Consider the following 23,955-nt stretch of genomic DNA (forward strand, 5'->3'; position numbering starts at 1 on the left):
CCCTTAGCTGCGACTGGCCGCAATGCCGATACCCAGCAGCGCAATAACACACAGCACACCGCCACCCACCATGAACATGGTCTTGTTATCCATTCCCCCGCCTTGAGGGCGAGTGATGGCGTTGCCATGGTTGTCCTTCACAGGCGCTTGCGGCTGCTGCACAGTCCCTGCGTTCTTGGATGTGTCGCTTGTAGTCGCGGTCGTGACTAAGTTGCCAAACCCCTCCCCAACGTCATCCAGTAGGCCAGAGCCAAAGTTGGATAAATCATCTAAAAACGACAATCATCACCCCCTTACACCAAGTCAGGACGAACCACTTCCACCGATTCGACGATGATAGGAATCGAGCCCACAGGCTTGTTGGTCTTAACCGTGAATTTCAGCTCAGAGCTGTGCATGGTCGGGAACAGTTCATCGATGTAGAAGCCGCGCATAATCGGGTCGAAGTGGAAACAACCCGCTTGCCAGAAACGGCGGTTACGCTTGGCGCGCATCTCTTCCAAGCCTTTCGACGCATCAAAGACTTTCACAAAGTCGCGGTAAATCTGGAGCGAATGGATTTGGTCACTCATGAAATGCATGCGGCGAACCAGTTGAAGCGGCCCCGAAACCAGCTCTAAGAACTCGTTTTCTGTTGAGGTCGCTTGCATGGTTTGCTTTTTAATTTTCGGCACCACTACACGCACATCCTGACGCGCTGACACAGTGGCCCACGCTTGCAGCTTGATGGCAGGCGGGTTCGCATTTGAGTTATCCGCGATTTCCACTTCTAGGGTGATGTTGTCGCCAAGCTCAGTCACAAGCCCCGTGTAACGCACCCCGTTTTTGGTCTTGGCCGTGATGTCTGAAAGCGGAATCGTGAAGAAACCTTCGGTCTGGGTCAGACCTTTGTAGGCTTCGAGCTTTTTCATCATGTCGCCATCAAGGACAATGATTTCATCCGCATTGAGGGAAATAGAAACGCGCTGAAGCTGTGACGCATTCAGGTTGGTTTCCAGAAAGATTTCTTCATAAGTCGGGCCGACTGGAATCGTCAGTGAGGCTTTCTCACCGTAACCCGTACCATTGAATGAGTTCAGTTTGGTTGGCGCTGTCATTGAATCGCCTCCCTTAACCGATTTGGTCTTCAACAGCATCAACGTTGTTTGATGCCCAAACCACACCCGCTGCAACCAGAGCCGCAACGCCAGCAATAACCAGTAGTTTCTTTGGTGTAAAACCTGCCATGTATAACCTTCAATAAAAAACCGCCCAACATTAGGCGGTCTTTACTAAAGCACTGGATTGCCAATCGATTCCGAATACCGATTGGGAATGTATTGGGAATAAGTTTGACGAACATCACATGTCACCATCGAATCTTGCCTTTGCTCCACTCCTTATTCACTTTCCGGATGTACTCAAGCTTTTTCAGCTGACTGATTTCCTGCGCAGGTATTCCCATTTTTTCCTGTAGATAACGTTCATCACTTTCCAACATCTGCATCATCACGTATGAGTATTTGCATTGACGAAAGATGGTTTTAGACACCTCTTGCCCAGCCTGAAAAATGTTGATGCTATGAAGGCCAAACTTACGCCCTACTCGTAATATTTCGCCGTGATATCCTTCGGCCTTACCCGCTGTTTTAGAATGCTCGGCCACCTCCTCAAGGATCAGCTTTAAAGGTTTGGGGTGCTTCCCATTTCCAAGCCCCCACGCCACCTTACAGAAGTTATCGAAGTCCACAGGCTTGGTTTCGTGCTGAGGATTCCAAGCAATTTTGAACCCTTGTCTGGTTTTTCTTCCTGCTATCATGGCCTCTGCAAAATCGCGCAGAGAGTGATAGGAGCGCACCACACGCCCCGCTAATTTCCCTTCGTAATCGCCATAGGGGTCAAAGATAGCCACCTGATCTGTCGGCTGAATAACCTTCTTTTTCACTACCGACGTTTTCCCACATTCCGACATACCAATCACTGACGTGTGGAAATTGGCAAGGGCATTATTCTGGTTAATCGGCCGCATTGATTAGACTTCCTCCGCTTGCTCTTCTTCTGGGTTGATTTCCTTCTCTTCATCCATGGCTTTAAGGGCTTTGATTTGGCTAAAGGAGGTAAAGCTCAATGCACCCGCCGCGACCACAAAGGCAAACTCTTCCTTGTAAGCGGCCAGCCATGGTGGAAGCTCCCCGCCGTATTTAACAAACAAGGGCGCCGCTGCACTGGCAACCCCTTTGGCCTGCTCTTCATCAAAAGTGAAGTCTTGGTGCGCGAACTGCTTTAATAACTGCTCGGTCACGCCAAGCGCCATCATGGCCGATGCTTCACCCGCTGCTAGTTTAGCGGCGTCGGCATCCACTTTGGCCGTGACGGTACTCGGGTCAAAATCTTCCCCGTCCAGTTCGGCCAACAACGCCTTTTCTTCCACTTCGCGATGCACTTCTTCAATGCTTTCCAGTTGTTCGATTTCCATTTGATTTTCCATTTATGCCACCGCTTTAAAGACTTTAAACACACCACCAAACACGAGCCCAAGCACCGCACCCGCACCGACACATTTCGCAGTGCTGATTGGCTTTGATTGGGTTTCGGATTGGCTTTCCTGATCGGGATTCGATTCCCTTTGATTCACAACCGGAGTTACTTCCGGTTTAGGCGCGGTTAACGCCTCGATGTCTGCTTCTACTTCTTCCAGTGATTTATAAGCGTTCATTTCCGCTTGCATGGCTGCACCTGTTCGGGTGTCCGGCCCACATTGACAACGGCCATGAACAAAGGCTTTGCGCTTACCTTTTCCTTGCTTAATGGCTTTGGGTGATTTGCAGGTATGGCAAACCACATAGCCTAAGATTTCGTTTTCCATTAGTGTTCCTCCTGCTCTAGTGCGCTGAGCCTTGTATTAAAGGCTTTAAATAGCCAAATGGTTTTGGTTAGCCATGGCTTAATAAAGCCAAACCCCATTGGCGGCTTATAGGCTTTGGATTCCAAATCCATTTCATTCAGTAATTCGGTGGTTCGGGTTTGTAGGGTGTTGTCACTCATTGCGGTTCTCTGTCTGTTTGGGGGCTTGCCTGACGTGCCAGCCCGTGCCTAAAAGTTGGTATTTCTCGTTGAGCATTGCGGCAATTTCGTTTTCATCGGGTTCGGGTATCGGTGAAGAGGCCAGTACCGATTGCCAATAAGCGCGCTTATCCAAAAACGCTTGGTGCTGGTCTTGATAACGGTCATCCGCTTGGCGCTTAATGTCGGTACAGTCCAGCCAATCCGGCTTTTTAAATACCTTGATGGGTTCGCCGTTGAACGTCTCTTCAAAGGGCATTCCGCTTAAGTTCATCGACCAACCACGCGCCCCCGCCGCCCAGAATAGAAACTCATCCATTCGGGCTTTGGCTTCGTCACCACTGAAGGTGATGGAAAAACGGTTCTTGCTCGATACGGCCATATTGCGGGATTTGATGCCCTGGCTGATTTTTAAGGCTGCGCGCTCATGGCGAATGATGGCGGACTCCATTTTCTTGAGAGCGCTTTCTGGCCTAAGCTGATTCTTAGCAATGGATAGCGCCTTCACCGTCTGCTTTTTCTTGGCCTGTACTCGGCGGAGTGCCCGTTCTTGTGGGGCTTTCCATTGCTCTAGCTTGTAACCCAGCTCTTTGATAATGGCGGTGATGTTGTCCGTGTCGAAAGTGGCGAGGGTTTCCCATGCCGGAGCGCGGGAGCACTTCGCAAGGCCATAGCGATTACCGCGAATCAGTCCTTGGTCTGCATTGCCGCCTTTGGCCGCGTAGCCAATCGCCTTAATCAGGTAAGTGCTGGCGGCTTTGGGTTGCTTGATGCGCTGAATGTTCGCCACGCCATGACCCCAAAGTGATTCAATACGCGCCGCCCAGTCATCAAAGTGCTCACGCTCAACCGTCCAACGCACCATCAAATGCACGTGTGGATTGGGTTCACCGTCTTCATTCATCGGGCACTCGGCCACCCACATATAGTGAAAGTCGGCTTTGTCTCGGTCAGGGCCAAACATGGTTGGCATGGCTTTGTAGTGCGGCTCGACCTTTTCCCCTTCGGAAGTCTCCCAGCCGCGCTGATACATCTTTTTCATGCCACTTAGTAAGCGCGACATTTCGCGGCCAATGGTGGTTTCCAGAGTCTTGATGATTTTGAAGGGCTGCTTAGGCAGTAAGGTGTAAGGGCCATCTTTGCCATACACCAAGTCACCCAAATCACGCTCGAACGTAACAGGCGTGTATGGTCGCCCTTCGGCTTCTGACATCGCGCCAAACAAGGCCATGCGCTGCTCACGGCTGAACGTTGGCGTGATAAAGGTGGTGAATCCCTCATGGCACTGCGCCACATACGCACCAGACTCAAAAATCTTACTCACGGCGCGCTTGGTCAGCTTCTCCGTGAATCGCTCTCCGGTATTAGCATCAGGGGCATTACTGGCGGGTGTCTGCACGACAACCTGACCGCGATACTCTCCTGTCCATTTTCGGTGCTGAATGTGCAGCGATGTCGGGATGATTTCGCGAGTAAAGCTCGGGACTAATTCGTGTTTCAGAGGGAGGACACGCGGCGAATTTCGCTCTGTCAGCGCATACAGCGTGTCAAAGTTGTCCTGTCCTTCGAGCCCTTCACGCTCTCGCAAAGAGCCCTGCTCTAGCGCCCTCTGAGCACCTTTGTGGATCGATTTCGCCAGCAGATTCACACGCTTTCGCTGTTGGCCGACTTTTGCGGCCTTGGACAAGCCTATACTTTCCTCGCTGACGCGAGCCGCTTCGCGGATGTGTTTGGTCTGAACGTAATGAAGACGGGCTTTATCACGGATTTTTTGGTTCTCATTTTCAGCCCAACCCTGAAAATTGGAACCTAAAAAACCCGCTTCGTAGCAGGCATTCGTTTTTAGGATTTTATCGAGTGGGCGGACCGCGCCGCCCACATACAGCAGATCATGTGTATTCATCGTGTCACCAGTGACGGGCTATAGGTTTTCAAGGGAAACGTACTTACCGGATTTGGTGTTGCGGCTCATGAGCTTTTCCCCAAAGCCGCAGAAGACAAGCGCGCCATTTGGAGTCGAGCAGCACGCTTAAACTCCGCCTGTCCTTTACGACTGAAGCGGTAATCTTTACCGCTTTGGGTATGAGCTTGGTAGCCGTCAGGAAAGTGCTTGGCTTTGATACTCTCTAAGATGGCAAGACCATTAACAGTTGGCATATATCCCCCTTAAAAAACGCTAAAGAAGCTGTCTTTAGTTTGTTCTTCCATGTCCTGACGAGCGTGTTCCCACAAGGCAAGCATATTGATATACACCTTCTTCTCACCGCGCTTTTTACGTTTTATAGGCAGCTTACCTTCATGAACCATCCCTCTGACTGCTTGAGGAGTCACTCCCCAACGCCTAGCAAACTCATCGACTGGTAAATAGGGCACATCTGGCTGCATTTGACTAAACATGTTATCTTTACCTCTACATTCGAATGTATTCGAATGATTTATGACTCAATCCAAACTCATAATGAATCATTTAAAGGTCATTGTAAAACACAACGAGGTCACTCATGAGCTATGACATTAGTTTTTCTAATCGTTTAAACGAAATCAAAGGGGAGCTGTCTGGCAGAAGGTTTGCTGAGAAGTGCGGCATCTCGCAGAGTGTGATGGGTAAGTACCTAAATGGAACTTCCTCACCGACACTAGAGTCACTCATAAAAATTTCTCAAGCGACTGGAGTGAACATAGATTGGCTAGCTGGTGCCGAGAATGTTTCGTTTGAAAAGGCAAAATACTTGTCATCAAGCGATTTTGAAACTATTCCAATGTACTCAGCTGAAGCCAGCGCAGGTTGTGGGTGCTTCCACCACGATGACCTAATCATCGGTGAACATCTTATTCTAATTGAGGACCTGAATAGATTGGGCTTAAAAAAAGAAAACACCTGCGCCATTAGAGCCAAAGGTGACTCAATGCTGCCGACCTTAATGGACGGTGATTTATTAGTAGTGGATACCCAAGAACAGATTGGTGTTTATGATGGTGTCTACGCTATATCTTTAGACAATCAGTTGCTAGTAAAACGCTTACGTTATGATATGGCCACCCAAGGCTATCACATCATCAGCGATAACCCTGATCACAATGATTTCTTGCTACCCAAGGAAGATTTAGGGCGATTAAATGTAAATGGCCGAATTCGCCAAGTGGTTAAAAACCTATGAGTGTAAAGAAACAGGGAGATAAATACCTTGTTGATATACGCCCACAAGGTCGAGACGGAAAGCGATATAGAAGAAAGTTTGATACTAAGTATGAGGCCAGCCAGTATGAAAAACACATTCTAGCCACAGCTCACAATAAAGAGTGGTTAGAAAAACCCACAGATAGACGCTCACTTACCGAATTGATAGAGCTGTGGTGGACATATGAAGGGCAGTCCAAAAAGACTGCCACCACCTACTTGAGAATTCTAAAACAAATAGATAGAGAGCTATCTTACCCAAAAGCACATCAAATTACGCACAAGCTCCTTGCCAACTATAGAGCGAAGCACCTAGAGGAAAACAAAGCCATGACCACTTTCAATCGAAAGTTCATGTGCTTAAGTAACATCTTTACTGTTCTCATTGATGCGCAGGAATACCATAGCCCCCATCCAACAAAAGGTTTCAAAGTTAAGCGTCCGAGAGCAAAAGAAATGCACTTTCTCTCTCATAAAGAAATAGACACATTATTAGCAGAACTCTCTGGCGATTCGTTAAAAGTCGCTAAGCTTTGCCTTGCAACAGGCGCTCGTTGGGGAGAGGCAGAATCTCTAAAAGGAAGTAATGTCGTCAAAGGCCGTGTTACCTTCGTTGATACTAAAAATGGACTGAACAGAACAGTCCCAATAAGTCAGGATTTAGAGAAAGAAATCGTATCTGGTAATAGCGGCAGACTATTTAAGGATTGTTATCAGAACTTCTACTCTGTTCTAAAAAAATGCGAGTTTGAGCTTCCAAGAGGACAGGCTTCGCATGTCCTTAGACATACATTCGCAAGTCATTTCATCATGAATGCAGGGAACATCTTGGCACTACAAAAAATCCTTGGACATGCGACGATTCAGCAAACCATGACTTACGCTCACTTAGCTCCTGATTACTTACAAGACGCTCTTAAATTCAACCCATTAGTAAGATCCACAAATTGACCACTTTTACTGTTTAAATTCGAATGCATGTAAATATAAACAGCTCTACAACCCCTTATACAGCCTAGAAAAGCCTTGTTTTACTAGGCTGTATAAGTCTTCTTGTGATGGCCTTTTTTAATTCGAATCACAAAAGGCGCACTCTCAATATTTCACATAAAAAGCACAGCATAATTCGCCCTTGGTAATCTAAAAACCTTCACAGAGTGAGGATCCAAACGTATGATCAGGCGTAAAAATTATAAGCATGTAGTCGTATCATTTACGCTGCTCTTTTCCTCTGTAGTAAGCCATTAAGGAAGCATCATGAAAAAATGGATCACGTTAGCGCTGGCCAGTCTTTTATCCCTACCCGTATGGGCGGGTCAGTTTAAAACGATCAAAGATGTCGAAGTTCACTACTCCGCATTTAACTCCACATTCCTAACTCCGCAAGTCGCACGCAGCTATGAGCTGAAACGAAACGGCTACTCAGCAATCATTAATATCAGTGTGTTAGACAACTACCAGGCTGGTAAACCGCCTATAACCGCGAAAGTTAGTGGCAGCGCTAAGAACTTAATCGGCCAAACTAAGACACTTGAGTTCCGCGAAATAAAAGAAGGCTCTGCGATTTATTACCTCGCTGAATTCCCTATTTCGGACGAGGAAAACCTAACATTCAATATCGATGTTAATGCTGGTAATAAAGGCACTGGCAGATTAAAGTTCACCCAGAAATTTTATGTGGAAGAGTAACGGCTAAACGCCCTTCCCAATATAGGCACAAACAAGATTATGAATGCACAAAAAATTGTCCTAGCGACAGGTAATCAGGGCAAGGTTCGTGAGATGGCCGATCTGCTGGCAGATTTCGGTTTCGATGTCGTTGCACAAAGCGAATTTAATGTCTCAGAAGTTGCTGAAACTGGCACAACATTTATTGAAAACGCCATCATCAAGGCGCGTCATGCAGCGAAAGAAACTGGATTGGCGGCCATTGCCGACGATTCAGGCCTTGAAGTCGATTTCCTAAAAGGAGCGCCGGGCATCTACTCTGCACGTTATGCCGGAGAAGGCGCGAGTGACCAGCAAAATCTAGAGAAGCTGCTTGATGCAATGCAGGGCGTTCCGCAGGAGCAACGTACCGCACGTTTCCATTGTGTATTAGTACTAATGCGTCACGAATTAGATCCAACGCCGATCGTCTGCCACGGTAAGTGGGAAGGCCGTATTCTGACTGAAGCTCAGGGCGACAATGGTTTTGGTTACGATCCGGTTTTCTTCGTTCCAGAAGATAACTGTGCTTCAGCAGAGCTTGAACCAACACGTAAAAAGCAACTTTCTCACCGTGGTAAAGCGCTTAAGCAGTTGTTTGCGACACTTTCTGAGCAGCAATAATGAGCCAATTGATTCCACCAGCGCTGAGTCTTTATGTCCACATCCCTTGGTGTGTACAAAAATGCCCTTATTGCGATTTTAACTCGCACGCGTTAAAAGCCGACATCCCAGAGCAAGAGTACATAGCTGCTCTGCTGGAGGACCTTGATACTGATATCGAGCGTTATCAGCTTAAAGCCAGCCCACGGGCACTCCACTCCATATTTATCGGTGGAGGGACACCAAGTCTCATCTCAGCGCAAGGAATCTCTGATCTACTTGCTGGCATAGAAAAAAGAATCGCGTTTAAAGACGAGATTGAAATCACCATGGAAGCCAACCCGGGCACAATTGAAGCGGAGCGCTTCGCGGGGTATCGCAAAGCTGGAGTGACGAGAATTTCGATTGGTGTGCAGAGCTTCGAACAGCAGAAGCTCGAACGTCTTGGGCGCATCCATGGTCAGGATGAAGCCGTCAATGCCGCGAAACTGGCACACAAGATTGGCTTAAATAGCTTTAATCTTGATTTAATGCACGGTCTGCCAGACCAAACCGTAGAGCAAGCCCTAATGGATCTGGAGAAGGCGATTGAGCTTAACCCGCCACATCTTTCGTGGTATCAGCTCACTATTGAACCTAATACCATGTTCCACTACAAGCCGCCTGTTCTACCCGACGATGATGACTTGTGGGACATTTTTGAGCTCGGCCACCAAAAGCTGGCTGAAGCGGGTTATGTTCAGTACGAAATTTCCGGCTACAGTAAGCCAGAGTATCAATGCCAACATAACCTCAATTATTGGCGTTTTGGCGACTATCTCGGTATTGGCTGTGGCTCGCATGGCAAACTCAGTTTCGCTGATGGACGTATCATCCGCACAACTAAGGTCAAGCACCCGAGAGGCTATCTGGCAGCGTATCAGAATATGGTAAAACCCTACCTAGATAGTGAAGCCGATGTCGCTAGCGAAGATCGCCCTTTCGAATTCTTTATGAACCGGTTCCGTCTGATGGAAGCCTGCCCTAAGCAAGACTTCTTAGATACAACTGGCTTGAGTTTTGAATCGATTCAGGAAACCATCGACTGGGCGAAAGAGATGCAATATCTCAGCGAGTCTGATACGCATTGGCAAATCACAGAAAAAGGAAAGCTGTTCCTTAACGACTTGCTCGAAGCGTTTATGGCGGAAGAGGAATAAAAGGCTGGAATAAACATAAAGGGTTGACGATATGGTCAACCCTTTTAGTTTTCATCGTTCAAAACTTGTCTCCGCGGTCTCGGAGCGAAGTTTAGAATATCGAGCGGCCAATTCGCTCAGCGAGTAGCTCTAGTGCTCTGGTACCCGCGAGGGAGTTACCTGAAGGGTCCAGCTCTGGAGACCAAACCGCAATCGTCATCTCCCCCGGTACGATAGCGATGATCCCGCCACCAACACCAGACTTACCAGGCATACCGACTCGGTAGGCGAACTCCCCAGCGCCATCATACAAGCCACATGTTGCCAGCAAAGCATTAAGCTGCTTAGTTTGAGTAGGCGTCACTACAGGCTTGCCTGTTTGTACTGAAGTGCCTTTATTAGCCAGATAGCTGAATGTTTTCGCTAAATCGACACAGCTCATCTTTAAAGCACACGCATGGAAGTAGTTATTCAGAACAGGGATTACATCATTGTCAAAGTTGCCAAAAGAGCGCATCAGATAAGCAATCGCCGCATTGCGATCACTGTGCATCATCTCTGATGCTGCAACTATCTTGTCGTAACAGATATGGGTATCGCCCGACAGTTGACGGACAAATTCCAGCAAGCGTTGTCTCGGCGCAGACAGGCGGCTTTGCAGCAAATCGGCAACGACTATTGCCCCGGCATTAATGAACGGGTTACGTGGAATTCCCTGTTCCATTTCTAACTGAATCAGAGAGTTAAATGCCTGACCAGAAGGCTCCTTGCCTACCCGAGACCAAATCTCATCAGGAGTATATAAACCCATTGCTAACGTTAAACTTAACGCTTTAGAAATGGACTGAATAGAAAAAGGTTCATCGGCGTCACCAGCTTTGATCACTTCTCCCTTATTGGTGAAGACAGCAATTGCCAGTTTGTTAGCCGGAACTTTTGCCAGCGCAGGAATATAATCGGCAACTTTTCCCTGACCGATAAGCGGCCTGACCTCTTGCAGGATGTCGGCTAAAATTTCTTTTGTCGGTTTCATTACTTACCTATATTTCAAAGGCTTATTATTTTTCTTGTAGGGTCAAAAAAGCCAACATCAAAATGTTGGCTTTCTCATTCGCTTTTATTTCGCGGGTGACTTAGCTAACACGCTTAAACTTAATGTCCCACACTCCGTGACCTAAACGGTGACCACGTGCTTCAAACTTGGTCAGAGGACGATCTTCCGGACGTGGAACAAAGTCACCATCCTCGGCGATGTTCTCATATCCAGGCGCTTGATTCATCACCTCAATCATATGTTCTGCGTAATTTTCCCAGTCTGTCGCCATGTGGAAGATGCCTTCACCAACTGAGAGTTTTTGGCGCACCATTTCAGCAAAATCTAGCTGTACGATACGGCGCTTGTGGTGGCGCTTCTTGTGCCATGGGTCTGGGAAGAATAATTGCAGTGTTGCTAGGCTGCTGTCTGGGATCATGTTAGCAAACACTTCCACAGCATCGTGACACATCACTCGTAAGTTGGTCAGGCCAGCTTCACGTGCATCAGCAAGACACGCGCCCACACCTGGGCTGTGAACTTCAATACCAAGGAAGTTTTTCTCAGGCGCATTTTTCGCCATTTCAACCAGAGATGCACCCATACCGAAGCCAATTTCCAGTACCACAGGGTTATCGTTACCAAACACTTCTTTCCAATCAAGAAGCTTTTCTTGGTAATCAATACCCATTGTCGGCCAGCATTCATTCATTGCGCTTTCCTGACCTTTGGTCAAACGGCCTTCACGACGCACAAAGCTGCGTACTTTGCGTATCAGTTTACCGTCTTCATTGTATTCGTTAGTGGTCACTTCACTCATGATTCTGCCTGTCTAAAAATTGCTCTCGACTTAAAGGGATTGTGATTATCCAAAGAATCGACACTGGTGCAAGTATTTTAGGTCATTTCTCGCAGAATAAACCCCTACTCTTTATCGGTTGTACTTTAGACAGTTTCTATGGTGCAATTTTAGCTAACTCAATAAATATAAAATTACAGAGCAAGTCGTGACTCCTTTTGCAAACGCCATCCTAGAATGGTACGAAGACTACGGAAGAAAAAGCCTTCCGTGGCAACAAGATAAAACTGCGTATAGTGTCTGGCTGTCTGAAATTATGCTTCAGCAGACTCAGGTCACTACCGTGATACCTTATTACCAACGCTTTCTCGAACGCTTCCCGACTGTCGTAGATCTTGCCAATGCAGAGCAAGATGAAGTGCTTCACCTATGGACAGGGCTCGGCTATTATGCACGAGCGCGTAATTTACATAAAGCTGCGAAGATTGTGGCAGAGCAATATCAGGGCGAATTCCCTCTCAATATTGAGCAGATGAACGCCCTACCGGGTATAGGTCGTTCTACCGCAGCGGCTATATTGTCTTCTGTCTATAAACAGCCACACGCCATTTTAGACGGCAATGTGAAGCGTACACTGGCGCGTAGCTTTGCTGTTGAGGGCTGGCCGGGGCAAAAGAAAGTCGAGAATCAGCTTTGGCAGCATGCTGAAGAACACACTCCCGACACCGATGTCGATAAGTACAATCAGGCAATGATGGATATGGGTGCCATGGTGTGCACTCGCAGCAAGCCAAAATGTACACTGTGCCCAGTGTCTTCTTTTTGCGCCGCGTACAAACAAGGCAACCCTCTAGACTACCCTGGCAAAAAGCCGAAAAAAGAAAAGCCAGTCAAAGAGACCTGGTTCATTATGCTGCATCACCAAGGGCATGTATGGCTGGAACAACGCCCACAATCGGGGATCTGGGGCGGACTATTCTGCTTTCCAGAACACTCTGAAGCACAACTCGATCATCAACTGACAATGCGTGGTGTCCTTGATAAGGACATTCAACGTCGCGATCAGTTGATTGCTTTCCGCCACACCTTTAGTCATTACCACCTCGATATCACACCAATTTTGGTAGACCTATCAAAGCAACCTGATGTGGTGATGGAAGCAAACAAAGGTCTTTGGTATAACTTATCGCAACCTGAAGAGATAGGTTTGGCCGCTCCAGTAAAACAACTACTGGAAAGCCTGCCTTTCGAGCTTCAATATTGATTAACTCTAAGGAGTCGTTATGAGCCGCACTGTATTTTGTGCTCGACTACAAAAAGACGCAGAAGGTCTGGACTTTCAACTGTACCCTGGTGAACTAGGTAAGCGTATTTTTGACAACATTTCTAAACAAGCTTGGGCAGAGTGGCAACACAAGCAAACCATGCTGATCAACGAGAAAAAGCTCAACATGATGGATCCTGAGCACCGTAAATTGATCGAAACTGAAATGGTCAACTTCCTGTTTGAAGGCAAAGACGTCCATATCGAAGGCTACACGCCACCAAGCGAATAAGATTTGCCCTTTAGGTTAAGGATAGAGAGAATGACATCACTGCGTTGCTTTGATGTCATTTTTTTAGGATAGATATGAAGAAGTTAGCTTACTTTTTGCTGGCAATGGCACTCACGGGTTGTAGTCGTGAGTTTATTGAGAACATCTATGATGTGAACTACGAGCCAACCAACCGCTTTGCCAAAAACTTAGCCGGACTACCCGGCCAGTTTCAGAAAGATACGGCGGCACTTGATGCCTTGATCAGTAGCTTCTCAGGCAACATCGAAAAGCGTTGGGGACGCGGGGAAATCAAGTTCGCTGGCAAGAGCAACTACGTCAAATACATCGACAACTATCTCAGTCGTTCAGAAGTCAATTTTGATAAAGGCACCATTATTATCGAAACCGTTTCGCCAACCGATCCAAAGGGGCATCTGAAAAACGCGATTGTAACCACACTGCTAACCCCCGACGATCCAGCAAACGTCGACTTATTCTCTTCCAAAGACATCAAGCTTGAAGGCCAGCCGTTTCTTTATCGTCAGGTCGTCGACCAAGATAACAAGCCTATTCAGTGGTCGTGGCGAGCAAACCGATTTGCCGATTACCTGATTGCCAATAAGCTCAAAGTCAAAAACGTTGACTTCAAAAAAGCCTATTACGTTGAAATTCCGATGGTTGAGGAACAATTTGAGATACGCAGCTATAAGTATGCTGATATCGTCCAACGAGCTTCACGTCGTTACGGTATTCCCGAAGACTTGATTTATGCGATTATCAAAACAGAAAGTAGCTTTAACCCGTATGCAGTAAGCTGGGCCAACGCCTACGGGCTGATGCAGGTTGTACCTAAAACCGCAGGGCGTGATGTATTTAAGTTGGTGAAGAAGAAATCTGGTCAGCCATCCCCTGAATATCTATTTAATCCAGAAAACAACATAGATACTGGTACCGCTTATTTCTACATTCTGAAAAATCGTTATCTAAAAGATGTTCGCCATCCGACTTCTCTCGAATACAGCATGATCTCTGCTTACAACGGTGGTACAGGCGGTGTGCTCAATACTTTCAATCGCAATGACAGAAAACGAGCAATGCGCGACCTTAACTCTCTGCAACCAAATCAGGTTTATTGGGCGTTGACGAAAAAACATCCAAACGCAGAAGCGCGCCGTTATCTCGAAAAAGTAACAAAATTCAAAAAGGATTTTAACGCTGGTAAATCATAAGCGCTAAAAACGCCTAAATTATCGGCACTCAACCACTTTTTTGAATTTTTTTCTAAAAACAAGTTGACGGCAAGACGGAAAATCCGTTTAATAGCGCTCCGTTGCCCGGATAGCTCAGTCGGTAGAGCAGAGGATTGAAAATCCTCGTGTCGGTGGTTCGATTCCGCCTCCGGGCACCACAATTTCTTTATTGTTGGTGCTTAGCACGAACAGTTAGTAAAAGAATAAAGTGTGCCGACTTAGCTCAGTAGGTAGAGCAACTGACTTGTAATCAGTAGGTCACCAGTTCGATTCCGGTAGTCGGCACCATTCTTTTGCCTCGATAGCTCAGTCGGTAGAGCAGAGGATTGAAAATCCTCGTGTCGGTGGTTCGATTCCGCCTCGAGGCACCATTATTTGGTGCTTATCTGAAAAGATGACACAAATAATTCCCCCTTAGTTCAGTTGGTAGAACGGCGGACTGTTAATCCGTATGTCGCAGGTTCGAGTCCCGCAGGGGGAGCCATATTAGAAAAAGCCTCATCACACGATGAGGCTTTTTCGTATCTAATGCTCCTGCTTTGCTCCAAAGCAATGTCTCAGACCTAGCCGGCCGCGTTGGGTCCCGCAGGGGGAGCCACTTTCAAGAAGCCAAGTCGAAAGACTTGGCTTTTTTCGTTTTTAACTGCGACTTGCTTGTTCCAAGTAAATGTCTCAGAGCTGGCCGCCTGCGTTGAGTCCCGACAGAGAGGCCATAATTAGAAAAAGCCTCATCACACGGTGAGGCATTTTTCGTATTTAATGCTCCTGCTTTGTTCCAAAGAAATGTCTCAGCACAGAGCCGCCCCTCCGCAAAGAATCCTACTCTCAAGTAATCTAATCACTCACAGAGCTCAGTTTTCCTCTTTCTCATCCAGATATCGACTTTCTACCCCACTTAGATTTTTATCTCATCGATCCGCAAACAGTATAAATCCGTAATCTCATTCTTTATGTAGAAATACAGCATTTATTCAGGCAGCTGTAACCCGTCAAAAACGCGTAAAAAGCGTAGCTCGATTTGCTAATGTTGAGGAAAACAGGCTGAACCAGTTTGGGATTAGGCACTGATTCGACGCTTAAACAACTGAAAAGCACTCTTTAAGGGGTGTTTTTTTGCTATCTAAATCCATTATTCCCTACTCTCTCGGGTATAACTTCTGTTGCTGGCTATACATTTCTTATCCGAAATGAGCAAAAACAGCCCATTAAGTATAGAAAAACAACAAACGATATTTTTTTTGCAATTTAATGTTGACCTCCAAGGCGAAAAGCCTTTTAATACACCTCGTCGCCCGGATAGCTCAGTCGGTAGAGCAGAGGATTGAAAATCCTCGTGTCGGTGGTTCGATTCCGCCTCCGGGCACCACAATTTATTAATTGTTGGTGCTTAGCACGAACAATAGTTAAAGAATAAAGTGTGCCGACTTAGCTCAGTAGGTAGAGCAACTGACTTGTAATCAGTAGGTCACCAGTTCGATTCCGGTAGTCGGCACCATTTATTTAAATGAATAATTCCCCCTTAGTTCAGTTGGTAGAACGGCGGACTGTTAATCCGTATGTCGCAGGTTCGAGTCCCGCAGGGGGAGCCATATTCAATCGATGAGTGAAAACTTGTTGATTAAAAAAAGGCGCCGACTTAGCTCAGTAGGTAGAGCAACTGACTTGTAATCAGTAGGTCACCAGTTCGATTCCGGTAGTCGGCACCATTATTCCCCCTTAGTTCAGTTGGTAGAACGGCGGACTGTTAATCCGTATGTCGCAGGTTCGAGTCCCGCAGGGGGAGCCATATTAGAGAAAGCCTCATCACACGATGAGGCTTTTTCGTATCTGTTGTTTCGTTTTGTCTCAGCTCTGCATGTCGCCTTTCTTCCCACTTGAAAATCGCCAACCAAGAACAAGAACTACGATACTAAAAAAGGGCTGGCACGTTGGCGCCAACCCTTTCTAAATAGTGATATTTCTTAAGGCTATTACTCAGTACCACCTACGGTTAGAGAATCCAGCTTCAATGTCGGTTGTCCTACGCCTACAGGCACGCTCTGACCTGCTTTACCGCAGACACCCACACCTCGGTCAATGCTAAGGTCATTACCGACCATAGAGACTTGCTGCATCGCTTCAATGCCTGAACCGATCAGAGTCGCGCCTTTCACAGGGCGAGTAATCTTACCATCTTCAATCAGATACGCTTCTGAAGCAGAGAACACGAATTTACCTGAAGTGATATCCACCTGGCCACCACCAAAGTTTGGCGCATAAAGGCCCTTCTTCACCGTAGAGATGATCTCTTCCGGTGTATGTTGACCTGGGAGCATGTAGGTGTTGGTCATACGCGGCATTGGAAGGTGCGCATAAGACTCACGACGGCCATTACCTGTCGGTGCTACACCCATCAAGCGCGCATTGTGCTTATCCTGCATGTAACCTTTAAGAACACCGTTTTCAATCAAGATGTTGTATTGACCGGCTACCCCTTCGTCATCGATGTTAAGAGAGCCACGTAGGTCTTTCAAAGTGCCGTCATCAACAATAGTACAAAGCTCAGAGGTGACTTTCTCACCAACCTTACCGCTAAATACCGAAGATTCCTTACGGTTGAAGTCCCCTTCCAGCCCGTGGCCTACGGCCTCATGAAGCAATACACCAGGCCAGCCTGAGCCTAATACAACCGGCATTGCACCCGCTGGTGCAGCTTCAGCTTCAAGGTTAACTAGCGCCATACGAATCGCTTCATCAGCGTAGTGATAGGCTACTTTGATACCCTGCTCTTCCGTCAAAAAGAAGTCATAACCAAATCGGCCGCCACCACCAGCACTACCTCGCTCACGACGTTCACCACGCTGAGCCAGTACACTGATAGACAAACGTACCAACGGGCGAACATCACCCGCATAAGTACCATCTGTTGCCGCGACAAGCATTTGCTCATGCACACCGCTTAGGCTTACCGATACTTCTTTGATCAGCGGTTCTTTAGTACGAATATAAGCATCCAGCTCTTTAAGCAGTTGAGTCTTTTGTTCTTTCTTCCAGCTTTCGAGCGGATTCACTGCTGCGTAAACCTGCTGATTGTCACTACGTTTAAATGCTTGAACCTGAGCATTCTGGCCTTGTTGAGCAATACCACGCGCAGCGATTGCACTCTGCTTCAGGCCTTCAAGTTGGATTTGATCTGAGTATGCGAAACCTGTTTTTTCGCCAGCAATTGCGCGAACACCAACCCCTCGGTCAATGTTAAACGAACCATCTTTGATGATGCTGTCTTCCAGAACCAAAGATTCATGCCAGCTCGACTGAAAATAGATATCTGCGTAGTCAATCTGACGGCTAGCAATGCTCGATAAGGTCTCTGCAATGTCCTGCTCGGTCAGACCTGCCGAGTTTAGCAATGCGTCTTCTACTTGGTTTATTGTCATACTTCGCTCTTAAACATGTAAATGGTTTTGGAACCGGGTGTGGTTGAGAGTCGGCATCGCAGCGCGGATTTCCTTGACTCTGTCTAGGTCAATATCGACCAGCAGGTTTTGAGGTTGTTTGTTCAAGCTGGCCAAAACCTCTCCCCATGGAGACACTACCATAGAATGCCCCCAAGTTTCTCGGCCACATGGATGGACGCCTGTCTGGTTCACAGCGATAACCCAGCTTTGAGTTTCAATTGCGCGAGCCCTGAGTAAAGGCTCCCAATGAGCCTCTCCCGTAACTGCAGTAAATGCCGCGGGAACCAGCAATACGTTAGCACCTCTCTGCGCCAGTTCACTGTATAGCTGTGGAAAACGGACATCATAGCAGATTGTCAGCCCCAAATGAGCGACGGGCGTATCGACTGACACAATTTGTTGGCCTGGGCGAAAGGTTTCTGACTCACGATAGCGCTGGTGCGCATCTGCGACGTCAACATCAAACATATGTAGCTTGTCATAGTGAGCAATCAACGCCCCATGCGGATCGAAGACCAGAGAAGTCGTCGTCACACCATCATCACAGCGAATTGGCATACTGCCCACAACAAGAAATACCTTCGCATCTTTTGCTATCTGTGAAAGCTGACTTTGAATTGGCCCCTGATTAAGCGGCTCAGCCAGCGTGTGGTAATCGGCTCGATTGCCAAAGACTAAGCTGTTTTCGGGTGTCACTACCAGCTTCGCGCCTGCCTCAGCGAGAGTCACTACCTGTTGCTGGATATAGGCCAGATTCTCTTGCGCATCTGGCCCTGATGTCATCTGAATTAGTCCCACTCGCTCCATGAGTGATTCTCCTTATTCAATCGATTCGCGTAAATTTTCCGGCAGTTTAAACTCACCTTTGCTTCGCGACAGCTCTTTAACCACTGGCGCATCCAACGGGCCTTTGACTTCGTAGTTAACCTGAGTAAAGACCTCAACCACAGGTGAAATTACCGTGGTAATAGCCAAAACATACAACGCGGTTTGCGGCGTAACGGCAAAGGCGGTGAGAACCGGAATACCCGATGTGATATCTGGAACAAAATTTACTTCTGCATCTACTGTGCGTGAGTTGAGGTTTGCCAGACCTTTGATCGACATGTCCCCTGCAACGGCATCCATCTTGATGTCATTGGTCAGGAAGATTCCGTTTTTGATCTCACCACTGCCGGTGATAGAGTCAAAGGCCATACCGTTATCAAACACATCGCTAAAATCGAGCTGCATTTTGCGAATAATAGAGTCGAGACTGAATAAGCCCAGTAGGCGCGCCGCTCCACTGACATCTGAGATTTGGCCTTTACCCAGCTTGGTCGAGACATGGCCTTGCAGAGTATTCACCTTCATCGACCATGGTGAACCATCCCACTCCACTTTAGAATCAATTTCGAACGGAGCCTTCTGAATACCCGATGTGATACCAAATCGTTCCATCACGTCACTGTTATTCTCACCTGACATCACTATGTTAAATTTAGTATGACTCTGGTCTTTCGTTAGAAGCCAAGAGCCATTCATATCAACTTTGTTAGCACCGCTTTGGAAAGACAACTTCTTCCACTCTAGACGCTCCCCTTGACGCTGCAGATCCAAGTGTGTCTTACCCACTTTGTAACCTTGCAGCCAGAAGTCATCGATAGTGAGAGTGATATTTGGAATTTGCTCATGGAAAGAACGTTCAAAATCACTGATCAGTTCTTTCTGATCTTTGCCTGCTTCAAACAGGGTCGTGTCTTTGTATTCAGTGTCTAACGCTGGGATATAAACATGCAGCCTATCGAGTGCGGCAGAAAGGTCGTATGGCTCAATATAGCTCGCTTCACCAGCCGCCTCCTGACTATCTAAACTCATGTGCCAGCCAAGGTTCTTACGCTTTGCCGTGAAATCGACGTCATTCCACTCAATACCCGCGAGAGTCAACTCACCAACATCCAATTCAACTCGATCAGGAGTAGGAATTTGTGGAGTGTTCATGTCGGCAAGCACCGCTTTACTGGTATTGGAGGTAGAACGAGATAACAACTCAGCCCACTGGTCGATATCAAACTTATCTGTACGTATCTGAGCCTGGTGTCCTGCTACTGGGCTAATTTTGAAGCTACCCTTACCCAATATTAGATTGGTTGCTTTCAAGACCGGCGTCTCCGGGCGAATATCAATTTCGGTTTGATACTTAAGACCAGGCAGTTGCAGTCGAGCGGTAATACTTTCCTGATTACCAGAAGCTTGCATGCTCGCCTTACCCGATTGGTATAGTTCTTTATTCAACGGATAAGGATAGTGACTACTTACCATCTTCAGGTCGGCACTGGTATCAAGCTGATAGGTGAAGCCAACATCATTAAGTTGAATGTCGACCCCCATACGCCACGGCGCATGACCGTCCAAAGGCCCCATCCACTGCCCACCAACATAAGGAGTCAGCGGTTTCAGATCCCAATCGCCAACCACATCGATGTTAACACCGTAGCCCTGACCTGCATTTTCGCCGGCAAAATCTATCGCCACGGGCTGTTTTAATAGATGCGCAGACAAACCAGCTGCGCTGACAACATCATTATCGAACTCAACACGACCTGACACCGTTTCCAGCGTCATGGGAGGCGTTTCAATCGTGACCTGATTTTCATCTAGATCAGCGTAGCCCCAAGCGCGGGCTTCTTCGTCGGAACTGAATGGAATATTAAGTTGAAAGCTCGATGTCACTTTACCGTCAACCTGGACTGCGGTTAACGCCGCGCCAACTGAATCGACGAGTGGCGATGCTGTCATATAGTCACGCACCGCATTACCCTGAGCAACAGCGCTAGCTTCAATTTCAATATGACCACCGGGAGCCAACTCAGGAATGACCCCACTAATTCGCGTCGCTTTGACATCCATTAGAGTGGCGCTACGGGAGTTAAGGTACATGGAGTCATTCTGGAACAACAAATCCAGCTGCAAGTCAGTGATCGGTGGCCAAGCCGTATCAAAACTGAACTTCGCTTTCTTTAGCCCTACCCACGCTTGGAACATGCCATTGTTCTTGCGATATGGGAAGTCGCCCAGTTCACCATACCAGAGTAGCTTGGCTGTATTGACCTTACCCGCCTGAATCGCTGTTGAAAGGTAATCTGTTAAATCTCGCCCAAGAGCCAAGGCGGGCAAATAACGCCAGGTTTCCCCTGCGTTATATAAATCGGCTTCTGCGTAAAATGATAAGAATGGGCTTTTATCTTTAGGGAAATCTAGGCGAAATGCGCCCAACACCTGAAGATCTGGCGTTGCCGCTGTGGCTTTATCTGCCCATAAACTCCAACCATCAGCGCTGTTCTGCCACACGATGTCTACCTGACCTTGCTTGATGTTCAATGGTGCCTGAAAAACATCACCGTAAGGCAGTACGTCATCAATGATCTCCACGCTGGCCTTAGCTTGATGGGCGTTACCAGACACTTTTGCAGAGAGGTGATGCAGACCTGGCAGCAGTTCCCATTGCTTCATAGAGCCATCGCTGAGCTGGGCTGAGTATTTCAGAGAGTCTAGGTTATCTTTTTCCATCGACACTCGAATATCTTCCACTAAACCACCAAGGTCTAACGTTTCTAGCAGCTTAGTAGTTTGCTTCGATTCCGGCGCCAACTTAACCAATGGAGAAATGGCTTTCAAATCAAGCTGCGAGGCATTGAGCAGCCAGTGCTCTGGTTGCCAATTGAAAGCAATATCAAGCTCAGGCCACAGTTGTCCATCCGTTTGCAGCACAAGTGAGTGAGCATTCACTTGCCAGCCTTCCACTTTAGGCTCCAATTGCAATATGCCTGACTCAATCAGCAGCTCATGCTCTTTGCCTTCTTTCCAGGTGAGTTCAGAAGGCTCCAATTCAACATACGCATTGGTTGGTTTGCTGTGCTCTAACGTGATCCAGCTGTTTAAACTAACCTTGCCTTTTTCAATACCGGTTTCCGTTTTTAGATACTTAGTCAACCAAGGCGTAACCAGCACGTTATCCACTGCTAAGTAAAACTCACCACTCACCTCAGCTAAGGAGCCGTGATCGACAAAGTTCGCTTTGACTTGCGCCGAGTTCAGATTACTGTGCGCAATGCTGACTTCACCATCGGCGATATGACGTTGACCTTTGTTTTGCCAAAACAGCTTTGCTATTTCCAACTCTCGTATCGAACCGTCAATACCTTGCAGTATGATCTCAGAGCCAATTAGTGAGAAACTATCCAGCTGACGCAGCAATAGCTGGTCTAGTTGCTGAACCACGCTTTTCTGATCACCTTGCGGTTGCATCGCCGTTTTTTCACCAGACTGCACCCACTCTATAGTACTCATATCCAGCTTAAGGTTATGAATACTCAGGTCGGCGATGACGGGCCGCATATCAATCACAGATTGAATCAGATCAAATTCAACTTCAACGGTTTGAGCAGAAAAGTGAATCCCACTGCTTTCCGGGGTGTTTGCCCGTACATTTTGCAATGAGATGGAGGGGTGAGTATTACGCCAAAAACCACTGATCTGATCGATTTCAAAATCCAGAGTCGAACCCTTGTTTACCCATGTTTGGATTTCATCTTGGAAACGATTGAGCTGTGGCAGCGTAATACGCAGAGTTGTGATGGCAATAGCTAAGGCGACCATCAGAGTCACCAATAGCCACAGTAATACCTGAATTAAGCGTCTAGCGGTTGTGTTCACAAAAAGCCTACATCATGACAACGTCAAATTGCTCTTGAATATAAAGAGGCTCTGCCTGAACTTTGACCTGCTTGCCAATAAAGACCTCGAGTTCTGCCAATGCGTGCGATTCATCGCCTTGCAAGGCATCCGCGACAGAAGGGGAAGCGTAAACCACGAATTTATCCGCCTCATACGCTCGGTTAACTCTGGTGATTTCGCGAAGAATCTCATAACAAACAGATTCAACGGTTTTGACACTTCCACGCCCCTCACAAGTTGGACAAGTAGAACATAGGATATGTTCAATACTTTCACGTGTTCGCTTACGTGTCATTTCGACCAAACCCAGCTGGGTGAAGCCGTTAATATTGGTCTTAACTCTGTCTTTGTCGAGCGCCGCTTCTAATGAAGTAAGTACACGCTTACGGTGCTCTTCAGAAAGCATGTCAATGAAGTCAATAATGATGATGCCACCCAGATTACGCAGACGCAGTTGGCGTGCGATAGCCTGAGTTGCTTCAACATTGGTATTGAATATGGTTTCTTCAAGATTTCGACGACCGACGAATGCACCCGTATTTATGTCGACTGTCGTCATGGCTTCAGTTTGATCAATGATCAAATAGCCACCTGACTTAAGTTCCACTTTACGTTCCAAAGAACGTTGAATTTCGTTCTCTGTGTCGTACATATCGAAGATTGGCTTATCACCTTCGTATAACTCCAGTTTACTCGTCAGCTCTGGTACGTATTCTGAGGTGAATTCTTTGAGGTTCTCAAATTCTAAGCGAGAATCAACCAGTATTTTGGTCAGTTCAGTGCCGACAAAATCACGTAGAATGCGTTGTGATAACCCGAGTTCACCATAAAGTGTCGAGCGTGTTTTGTACTTAGAACGGCGCTCATTGACCTTTGACCAGAGTCGTTTTAGAAAAGCGGCATCTTGAGATAGCTCGGTATCATCCGCGCCTTCAGCTGCAGTCCGGATAATAAAGCCGCCATCTTCATCACAGTAATGACCAACAACTTTTTTCAGGCGGTTGCGTTCTTCTTCGCTCTCAATACGTTGTGAGACGCCGACATGACTCGCCCCTGGCATAAAGACCAAGTAGCGGGAAGGTAAGGTGATGTCTGTGGTCAGGCGTGCGCCTTTGGTGCCAAGCGGGTCTTTCACCACCTGGACGACAATGTCTTGTCCTTGGCGAACCAGCTCAGAGATATCTCTGACTTGAAACTGTTGTTTCTCATTCTCTGCCACACACTCAGTGTGAGGCACAATGTCCGAAGCATGAAGAAATGCCGCTTTGTCTAAGCCAATATCAACAAATGCCGCTTGCATCCCCGGCAGGACTCGGCTGACTTTGCCTTTGTATATATTGCCGACAATACCGCGCTTTGCTTCACGTTCCACATGGATCTCTTGTAGGGTTCCCCCTTCAATCATGGCCACACGAGTTTCACTCGGGGTCACGTTGATTAGCAACTCTGCACTCATCGGCGCACCTCAAAATTT

General features: G+C 47.2%; 23 protein-coding genes and 9 tRNA genes. 17 read left to right on the forward strand and 15 right to left on the reverse strand.

What is annotated here, in order from left to right; translation table 11 throughout:
- Positions 1-3 precede the first annotated feature (3 nt).
- The 9 genes from FIU99_RS14415 to FIU99_RS14455 form a co-directional block, all read right to left on the reverse strand.
- Entirely contained in the window at positions 4-282 is a 279-nt protein-coding gene (locus FIU99_RS14415; protein WP_152472325.1) for a hypothetical protein, read from the reverse strand.
- A gap of 11 nt (positions 283-293) precedes the next feature.
- Entirely contained in the window at positions 294-1,097 is an 804-nt protein-coding gene (locus FIU99_RS14420) for a major capsid protein P2 (protein WP_152472326.1), read from the reverse strand.
- A gap of 251 nt (positions 1,098-1,348) precedes the next feature.
- Positions 1,349-2,008 carry an ATP-binding protein gene (locus tag FIU99_RS14425; RefSeq protein WP_152472327.1) on the reverse strand — a complete coding sequence of 220 codons (660 nt, stop codon included), beginning with the start codon at positions 2,006-2,008 and terminating at the stop codon, positions 1,349-1,351.
- Between the two features lie 3 nt (positions 2,009-2,011).
- Positions 2,012-2,455, reverse strand: coding sequence for a hypothetical protein (locus tag FIU99_RS14430; RefSeq protein ID WP_253899446.1), 444 nt, complete (start codon positions 2,453-2,455; stop codon positions 2,012-2,014).
- A gap of 12 nt (positions 2,456-2,467) precedes the next feature.
- On the reverse strand, positions 2,468-2,845 hold the full coding sequence (locus FIU99_RS14435) for a hypothetical protein (protein ID WP_152472329.1): 378 nt from the start codon (positions 2,843-2,845) through the stop codon (positions 2,468-2,470).
- Positions 2,845-3,024 carry a hypothetical protein gene (locus tag FIU99_RS14440; RefSeq protein ID WP_038509491.1) on the reverse strand — a complete coding sequence of 60 codons (180 nt, stop codon included), beginning with the start codon at positions 3,022-3,024 and terminating at the stop codon, positions 2,845-2,847. Before FIU99_RS14440 ends, FIU99_RS14435 begins: the two co-directional genes overlap by 1 nt.
- Positions 3,017-4,945, reverse strand: a complete 1,929-nt coding sequence (locus FIU99_RS14445) for a hypothetical protein (RefSeq protein WP_253899447.1) — start codon at positions 4,943-4,945, stop codon at positions 3,017-3,019. The genes FIU99_RS14440 and FIU99_RS14445 overlap by 8 nt, the downstream gene beginning before the upstream one ends.
- Positions 4,946-5,010: 65 nt before the next feature.
- A complete protein-coding gene (locus tag FIU99_RS14450) occupies positions 5,011-5,199 on the reverse strand; it encodes a hypothetical protein (protein ID WP_021458451.1) in 189 nt (62 codons plus the stop codon).
- A gap of 9 nt (positions 5,200-5,208) precedes the next feature.
- Positions 5,209-5,439: a hypothetical protein gene (locus tag FIU99_RS14455; RefSeq protein WP_021458450.1), complete on the reverse strand. Its 231-nt coding sequence runs from the start codon at positions 5,437-5,439 to the stop codon at positions 5,209-5,211.
- A 104-nt stretch (positions 5,440-5,543) separates the two neighbouring features.
- On the opposite strand from FIU99_RS14455, the gene FIU99_RS14460 reads away from it, so the two are divergent.
- The 5 genes from FIU99_RS14460 (at position 5,544) to hemW (ending at position 9,729) form a co-directional block, all read left to right on the forward strand.
- Positions 5,544-6,200, forward strand: a complete 657-nt coding sequence (locus FIU99_RS14460; protein ID WP_021458449.1) for an XRE family transcriptional regulator — start codon at positions 5,544-5,546, stop codon at positions 6,198-6,200.
- Complete coding sequence (locus FIU99_RS14465) at positions 6,197-7,171, forward strand: tyrosine-type recombinase/integrase (RefSeq protein ID WP_021458448.1); 975 nt, start codon at positions 6,197-6,199, stop codon at positions 7,169-7,171. The genes FIU99_RS14460 and FIU99_RS14465 overlap by 4 nt, the downstream gene beginning before the upstream one ends.
- 306 nt (positions 7,172-7,477) lie before the next feature.
- Positions 7,478-7,909 (forward strand): DUF4426 domain-containing protein, encoded by a 432-nt coding sequence (locus tag FIU99_RS14470; RefSeq protein ID WP_006958268.1) that lies wholly within the window; start codon positions 7,478-7,480, stop codon positions 7,907-7,909.
- Positions 7,910-7,948: 39 nt separating this feature from the next.
- The gene (locus FIU99_RS14475) at positions 7,949-8,551 is read left to right on the forward strand and encodes an XTP/dITP diphosphatase (protein ID WP_006958269.1); all 603 of its coding nucleotides are present in this window, start codon (positions 7,949-7,951) and stop codon (positions 8,549-8,551) included.
- On the forward strand, positions 8,551-9,729 hold the full coding sequence (gene hemW / locus FIU99_RS14480; protein WP_152472330.1) for a radical SAM family heme chaperone HemW: 1,179 nt from the start codon (positions 8,551-8,553) through the stop codon (positions 9,727-9,729). The genes FIU99_RS14475 and hemW overlap by 1 nt, the downstream gene beginning before the upstream one ends.
- A 91-nt stretch (positions 9,730-9,820) precedes the next feature.
- On the opposite strand, the gene glsB is transcribed toward hemW, so the two are convergent.
- Both glsB and trmB read right to left on the reverse strand, forming a co-directional pair.
- Entirely contained in the window at positions 9,821-10,741 is a 921-nt protein-coding gene (gene glsB, locus FIU99_RS14485) for a glutaminase B (protein WP_006958271.1), read from the reverse strand.
- A 100-nt stretch (positions 10,742-10,841) separates the two neighbouring features.
- Positions 10,842-11,561, reverse strand: coding sequence for a tRNA (guanosine(46)-N7)-methyltransferase TrmB (gene trmB / locus FIU99_RS14490; protein WP_006958272.1), 720 nt, complete (start codon positions 11,559-11,561; stop codon positions 10,842-10,844).
- Positions 11,562-11,748: 187 nt separating this feature from the next.
- Between trmB and mutY the strand changes: the two genes are divergently transcribed.
- From mutY to FIU99_RS14550, 12 genes are all read left to right on the forward strand, one after another.
- Entirely contained in the window at positions 11,749-12,804 is a 1,056-nt protein-coding gene (gene mutY, locus FIU99_RS14495; RefSeq protein ID WP_006958273.1) for an A/G-specific adenine glycosylase, read from the forward strand.
- Positions 12,805-12,823: 19 nt separating this feature from the next.
- Complete coding sequence (locus tag FIU99_RS14500; protein WP_006958274.1) at positions 12,824-13,096, forward strand: oxidative damage protection protein; 273 nt, start codon at positions 12,824-12,826, stop codon at positions 13,094-13,096.
- Positions 13,097-13,170: 74 nt separating this feature from the next.
- A complete protein-coding gene (gene mltC, locus FIU99_RS14505) occupies positions 13,171-14,307 on the forward strand; it encodes a membrane-bound lytic murein transglycosylase MltC (RefSeq protein ID WP_006958275.1) in 1,137 nt (378 codons plus the stop codon).
- 103 nt (positions 14,308-14,410) lie between these two features.
- Positions 14,411-14,486: transfer RNA gene (locus tag FIU99_RS14510), tRNA-Phe, on the forward strand.
- Positions 14,487-14,540: 54 nt separating this feature from the next.
- Positions 14,541-14,616: transfer RNA gene (locus FIU99_RS14515), tRNA-Thr, on the forward strand.
- A 7-nt stretch (positions 14,617-14,623) separates the two neighbouring features.
- Positions 14,624-14,699, forward strand: a tRNA-Phe gene (locus FIU99_RS14520).
- Positions 14,700-14,736: 37 nt separating this feature from the next.
- A tRNA-Asn gene (locus FIU99_RS14525) sits at positions 14,737-14,812 on the forward strand.
- 806 nt (positions 14,813-15,618) lie between these two features.
- A tRNA-Phe gene (locus tag FIU99_RS14530) sits at positions 15,619-15,694 on the forward strand.
- A 53-nt stretch (positions 15,695-15,747) separates the two neighbouring features.
- Positions 15,748-15,823 (forward strand) — tRNA-Thr (locus FIU99_RS14535).
- An 18-nt stretch (positions 15,824-15,841) separates the two neighbouring features.
- Positions 15,842-15,917: transfer RNA gene (locus FIU99_RS14540), tRNA-Asn, on the forward strand.
- Between the two features lie 41 nt (positions 15,918-15,958).
- Positions 15,959-16,034 (forward strand) — tRNA-Thr (locus FIU99_RS14545).
- Between the two features lie 4 nt (positions 16,035-16,038).
- Positions 16,039-16,114 (forward strand) — tRNA-Asn (locus FIU99_RS14550).
- Positions 16,115-16,298: 184 nt separating this feature from the next.
- Here the strand turns inward: FIU99_RS14550 and tldD are convergent.
- Genes tldD through rng form a run of 4 tightly spaced genes read right to left on the reverse strand, consistent with a single transcriptional unit; the run spans position 16,299 to position 23,937 of the window.
- A complete protein-coding gene (gene tldD / locus FIU99_RS14555) occupies positions 16,299-17,744 on the reverse strand; it encodes a metalloprotease TldD (RefSeq protein WP_152472331.1) in 1,446 nt (481 codons plus the stop codon).
- Between the two features lie 9 nt (positions 17,745-17,753).
- Entirely contained in the window at positions 17,754-18,572 is an 819-nt protein-coding gene (locus tag FIU99_RS14560) for a carbon-nitrogen hydrolase family protein (protein ID WP_006958276.1), read from the reverse strand.
- 12 nt (positions 18,573-18,584) lie between these two features.
- Positions 18,585-22,460, reverse strand: coding sequence for a YhdP family protein (locus FIU99_RS14565; RefSeq protein WP_039951291.1), 3,876 nt, complete (start codon positions 22,458-22,460; stop codon positions 18,585-18,587).
- A gap of 7 nt (positions 22,461-22,467) precedes the next feature.
- A complete protein-coding gene (gene rng / locus FIU99_RS14570) occupies positions 22,468-23,937 on the reverse strand; it encodes a ribonuclease G (protein WP_006958278.1) in 1,470 nt (489 codons plus the stop codon).
- Positions 23,938-23,955: the final 18 nt, after the last annotated feature.

Origin of the sequence: Vibrio sp. THAF64, assembly GCF_009363455.1 — a bacterium.
In the GTDB taxonomy this organism is placed as follows: Bacteria; Pseudomonadota; Gammaproteobacteria; order Enterobacterales; family Vibrionaceae; genus Vibrio; species Vibrio coralliilyticus.

Coding starts and splice junctions, on each gene's coding strand:
- FIU99_RS14420 (WP_152472326.1), bottom strand. CDS start 1,097: ATGACAGCGCCAACCAAACTGAACTCATTCAATGGTACGGGTTACGGT.
- FIU99_RS14425 (WP_152472327.1), bottom strand. CDS start 2,008: ATGCGGCCGATTAACCAGAATAATGCCCTTGCCAATTTCCACACGTCA.
- FIU99_RS14430 (WP_253899446.1), bottom strand. CDS start 2,455: ATGGAAATCGAACAACTGGAAAGCATTGAAGAAGTGCATCGCGAAGTG.
- FIU99_RS14435 (WP_152472329.1), bottom strand. CDS start 2,845: ATGGAAAACGAAATCTTAGGCTATGTGGTTTGCCATACCTGCAAATCA.
- FIU99_RS14440 (WP_038509491.1), bottom strand. CDS start 3,024: ATGAGTGACAACACCCTACAAACCCGAACCACCGAATTACTGAATGAA.
- FIU99_RS14445 (WP_253899447.1), bottom strand. CDS start 4,945: ATGAATACACATGATCTGCTGTATGTGGGCGGCGCGGTCCGCCCACTC.
- FIU99_RS14450 (WP_021458451.1), bottom strand. CDS start 5,199: ATGCCAACTGTTAATGGTCTTGCCATCTTAGAGAGTATCAAAGCCAAG.
- FIU99_RS14455 (WP_021458450.1), bottom strand. CDS start 5,439: ATGTTTAGTCAAATGCAGCCAGATGTGCCCTATTTACCAGTCGATGAG.
- FIU99_RS14460 (WP_021458449.1), top strand. CDS start 5,544: ATGAGCTATGACATTAGTTTTTCTAATCGTTTAAACGAAATCAAAGGG.
- FIU99_RS14465 (WP_021458448.1), top strand. CDS start 6,197: ATGAGTGTAAAGAAACAGGGAGATAAATACCTTGTTGATATACGCCCA.
- FIU99_RS14470 (WP_006958268.1), top strand. CDS start 7,478: ATGAAAAAATGGATCACGTTAGCGCTGGCCAGTCTTTTATCCCTACCC.
- FIU99_RS14475 (WP_006958269.1), top strand. CDS start 7,949: ATGAATGCACAAAAAATTGTCCTAGCGACAGGTAATCAGGGCAAGGTT.
- hemW (WP_152472330.1), top strand. CDS start 8,551: ATGAGCCAATTGATTCCACCAGCGCTGAGTCTTTATGTCCACATCCCT.
- glsB (WP_006958271.1), bottom strand. CDS start 10,741: ATGAAACCGACAAAAGAAATTTTAGCCGACATCCTGCAAGAGGTCAGG.
- trmB (WP_006958272.1), bottom strand. CDS start 11,561: ATGAGTGAAGTGACCACTAACGAATACAATGAAGACGGTAAACTGATA.
- FIU99_RS14500 (WP_006958274.1), top strand. CDS start 12,824: ATGAGCCGCACTGTATTTTGTGCTCGACTACAAAAAGACGCAGAAGGT.
- mltC (WP_006958275.1), top strand. CDS start 13,171: ATGAAGAAGTTAGCTTACTTTTTGCTGGCAATGGCACTCACGGGTTGT.
- tldD (WP_152472331.1), bottom strand. CDS start 17,744: ATGACAATAAACCAAGTAGAAGACGCATTGCTAAACTCGGCAGGTCTG.
- FIU99_RS14560 (WP_006958276.1), bottom strand. CDS start 18,572: ATGGAGCGAGTGGGACTAATTCAGATGACATCAGGGCCAGATGCGCAA.
- rng (WP_006958278.1), bottom strand. CDS start 23,937: ATGAGTGCAGAGTTGCTAATCAACGTGACCCCGAGTGAAACTCGTGTG.